Origin of the sequence: Gardnerella sp. 26-12 (genome assembly GCF_001660745.1) — a bacterium.
Lineage (GTDB): Bacteria > Actinomycetota > Actinomycetes > Actinomycetales > Bifidobacteriaceae > Bifidobacterium > Bifidobacterium swidsinskii.
In genome coordinates this window covers 1-3,744 of sequence record NZ_LWSR01000123.1, presented here as the reverse complement: position 1 = coordinate 3,744, position 3,744 = coordinate 1, and the positions used below count along the sequence as shown (strand labels likewise).

Annotated in this window: 3 protein-coding genes and 1 pseudogene; all 4 read left to right on the top strand. The window is 43.3% G+C overall.

What is annotated here, in order from left to right; all coding sequences use genetic code 11:
• The first annotated feature begins 38 nt into the window (after positions 1–38).
• Positions 39–803, top strand: a complete 765-nt coding sequence (locus A5295_RS05655) for a DUF3710 domain-containing protein (RefSeq protein ID WP_004105066.1) — start codon at positions 39–41, stop codon at positions 801–803.
• A gap of 24 nt (positions 804–827) precedes the next feature.
• The gene (locus A5295_RS05650; protein WP_231875306.1) at positions 828–1,676 is read left to right on the top strand and encodes a DUF3159 domain-containing protein; all 849 of its coding nucleotides are present in this window, start codon (positions 828–830) and stop codon (positions 1,674–1,676) included.
• Positions 1,677–1,743: 67 nt separating this feature from the next.
• Positions 1,744–3,159, top strand: a complete 1,416-nt coding sequence (locus A5295_RS05645; protein WP_064622105.1) for a class I SAM-dependent RNA methyltransferase — start codon at positions 1,744–1,746, stop codon at positions 3,157–3,159.
• Positions 3,160–3,204: 45 nt separating this feature from the next.
• A pseudogene (locus tag A5295_RS05640) lies at positions 3,205–3,744 on the top strand (restriction endonuclease subunit M); the annotation flags it as partial.

Sequence of the window (3,744 nt, the reverse complement as noted above, 5' to 3'; positions counted from 1 at the left end):
TATTTTTGTAGATTTGTTGTTTTAAGAAATGAGGAATAATGGGTTGGTTATTTGGCCGACATGAAGAAGAAAAATCTTCAAAAGTTGAAGACAAAATCGTAGAGGTAAAAACTGGTCCATGGGATTTCAATGATGAAGATGCTCCTGATTTTAGCGATTATCTAGATTTTGGTTCAATCTATATTCCATATTTTCAAGGCATTGAGTTGCGAGTAAAAAAGCAGCATGAAACATCGCAAGTTCTTGGTATGACAGTAACTTATGGTTCTTCAAGCGTAGAAGTTGAAGCTTTTGCTGCGCCTAAAACATCTGGTATTTGGCTAGAAGTATGCAAAGATTTGCTTGATGGTAATAGTCAAGCGTGTACAGTACAAGGCGAATTCGGTACTGAGCTACTGTTGCCTGTAAAAGTTGGAGAAAAAACCATTACAACGCGTATTGTTGGCGTTGATGGTCCTAGGTGGATGCTTCGCGGAGTATTCTCTGGACCTGCAGCAACAGAGCTTGCAGATAATAATAACGAAACAAAACAATTAGACGAATGGTTTAAGGGGATTGTTGTAAATCGTGGTGAAGAGCCGCTTGCGCCTCGCGATTTTATTCCTATGCATGATCCAATAACTAGAGAAGAAAAAGAAGCTGCTTTAAATGCAGAAAATAGCGGTAAAGATGGGGAAAATAATACGTCTGATGAAGATGCTAATAATGCACTAAAAAAAGACGATAAACCATTAGGTTACGACCAACAAGTAGAAGTAAAAACTACGCTTACACGCGGTCCAATGTTTGCTGAAATTAGATAATGCAAGTAGTAGAAAGTTAATTGAATGGATTCACAGGAATCTTTACAGAAGGTCGAAGAAGAGTTTTCTTCGCAAGAGTTTTCAAATGAAGTAAAACTCGACGATTATGCGCAAACCAACAATTTTGTGCAGACTAAAAAACGCTCAGGATTAGCGACATTGGCTTCAATCGGAGCAGAAGGGTCTACATTTTCTGTAATTGATTCATTGGGTGGCATTCGAGGCGTAATTGAATCCATGCTTCCAGGCTTGCTGTTTGTTATTTGCTTTGTTGTAACGCGTAACGTACAAACAACGGTTATTGTGGCAGCTGTGATTGCTGTTTTGCAAGTTGTGGTTCGTCTTATTCAGAGGCAATCGCTTATGGGAGCAATTAGTGGACTTGTTTCCATTGCAATTTGCCTTATTTGGGTGTGGACGAGTCATCAAGCACGCGACTACTACATGATGGGTTTTATTACGAACGCTGTTTATGGTGCGCTTCTTGCTATTTCGCTGATTGTGCGCGTGCCTGCTTTAGGGCTTGTGATTGAGTCAATTCGCAAAATGCCTACGGAAAATTTTGGCGCGTGGCTGCACGAATGGCTTGATTATAAGCCACTTAAGCGCGCGTACATGTATGTTACTGGATTATGGATTGGCGTTTTTGCGCTGCGACTCGTTTTGCAAGTGCCATTATATTTGACAAATCACGTTGTGTGGCTTGGCACTGTTCGATTGCTTATGGGATTGCCGTTCTGGGCGCTCGCGATTTGGGTTTCTTACTTGATTATTGCAACGCCGTTTATGCGGCTTCATCATAAAAATCACGAAGAGAAGCAGAACGGAGAAAAGCAGAGCGAAGTAAATTCTAGCGAAGAAAAATCAGCTTAATTAAAAGCAACTTTAAAATTGGCATTAGAAAATCAGCTTAACAAAACGCAAAACTAGGGGGTAGTTTATGCAAGTGACGATGCGAATCGAGCGATATGCGGATCAAGGAAGATGCGTAGGTCATCTTGACGGACGCGTTGTATTCGTGCGATTTGCGTTGCCTGGTGAGCTGGTTGTTGTGCGCATGGATGAGCCGATGCGTGCAAAAGCGCACTTTTTTACTGGCGAAGTTGTAGAAGTTTTGGAGCCTAGTGCGGATCGTGTGGAGCCGCAATGGAAGCTCGCTGGTCCTTTGGCTCAGGGCGGCGGAGTTGGCGGCGCGGATTTAATTCACGTTTCTTTGCCTGGTCAGATTCGTTGGAAGGCTTCCGTAATTGCCAATCAATTCCAGCGTTTAGCGCATATGGATGTTGCGGAAAGCGATGTTAGTGTTGAGCGCATGCCAGGGGACGAGGAGCTTAACGGGTTTAATTGGCGTACGCGCATGGAGTTGGTTGCGGATGATGAAGGGCGATTGTCTATGCGTAAGCGCGAGTCGCATGATCGCATTGCGATTGATACTATGCCGCTTGCGTCGCGCGCAGTTTTAGCTGTTGCGGATTCTTTGGACTTGTGGAATCGTTCTTTTTCGCCAAATGCGCAAATTCGTCTTGCTGTTCCAGAGCCTAGGGTTGATGGTTTGGATTTTGGTGTTTCTGGCGATAAGGCTGCGCTTCTTAGTGCGATTGGCGAAAATTATGCGCTTATAGTAAATGATGAGTTGGTTGCAGGATCGGCATTGTTGCGCGAGCGCGTGCGAGTTGCTGTTAATGAAGATTTATCTCGTGCGCGTACTTTTGATTACGATGTTGATGGGCGCGGTTTTTGGCAGATTCATCGCGCAGCTCCAGAGCATTTGGTGAACTACGTTTTGGGATTAGTTCGTTCTGCACTTGGTGGGCGCACTAAGAATACTGTTTTGTGGGATTTGTATTCTGGTTCGGGTTTGTTTACGATTCCTCTTGCGACTTTGGCTAATGTTGGCGGAGATTCTGCTGGTGATGCAGGTTCCGTTGGTTCTGCAGAGCCAGCTCGCGTGCTTAGCATTGAGGGTGCGCCGATTGCTGTAAAGAACGCAAGGCGAAATATTGGACGCGCTGGTCTTAGCAGGGATGTTGTTGAAGCGCTTGAAGGGGATGTTGCGCAAACTCTTGAATCGCAGGTGTTTAAGGCGAGTAAGTCATCTAAGATTGTGCGCCGATTTGCGCATCCAGATGTTGTTGTGTTAGATCCTCCGCGCGCTGGTGCTAAAGCTCAAGTTTGTAAGCAGATTGCGAAGTCTGGAGCAAGAAGCGTTGTGTATGTTGCTTGCGATCCGACCAGTCTTGCTCGCGATGTTGGCACGTTTAAGGAGCTTGGCTACAGCGTTCAGTCTTTGCGTGCGTTCGATATATATCCCAACACTCACCATGTGGAGAGTGTTTGCCTAATGTCTAAGGTGTAGTTTCGGTACGTATTGAATGTACAGGATGGATATAAGGAGGTAAAGATGGCAAGTGCGGAAGAAAAAGTTGAGGAATTTTACAAAGCACAGCTTGATGAATTGAATATCAGACATTATGGTAAGACCGAAGAAATAAACTCTTCTATTACCAAAGCATTAAAAGAGGCAGACAGTAAATCCGGTGGATCCGGGAATAATTATCCTGATATTCAGCTCTTATTACAAAATAGTACTCGCCGCGATATTCCTGTGATGATTGAAGCCAAAGGAACTAAAAACAAGCTTGAAAAGCTTTCCAAAGATGGCGATATTGAGCTTATAAGTAAAGGGAAAAATCCTCATAGTGTTGTACAGCAATATGCCGTAAATGGAGCTTTACATTATGGACTGGCTATTCTTGATGAAGGTACTTATAGTGAAGTCATCGTTATTGGTATTAACGGATGGGAACTAAAGGATGGGTGGGTATCAAACCCAGAGCTTAAAGCTTATTATATTTCTAAAAAGAACGGAAAAGTTCCTAAAGAAATTCCTGATTTTGATTTTTCACAAATGAAAAGTGAAAATATAGATTCTCTTTATAAC

What these genes read in the sequence shown, in the direction of transcription:
- A5295_RS05645 (WP_064622105.1), top strand. Translation starts at nt 1,744, where the DNA reads ATGCAAGTGACGATGCGAATCGAGCGATATGCGGATCAAGGAAGATGC.
- A5295_RS05655 (WP_004105066.1), top strand. Translation starts at nt 39, where the DNA reads ATGGGTTGGTTATTTGGCCGACATGAAGAAGAAAAATCTTCAAAAGTT.
- A5295_RS05650 (WP_231875306.1), top strand. Translation starts at nt 828, where the DNA reads ATGGATTCACAGGAATCTTTACAGAAGGTCGAAGAAGAGTTTTCTTCG.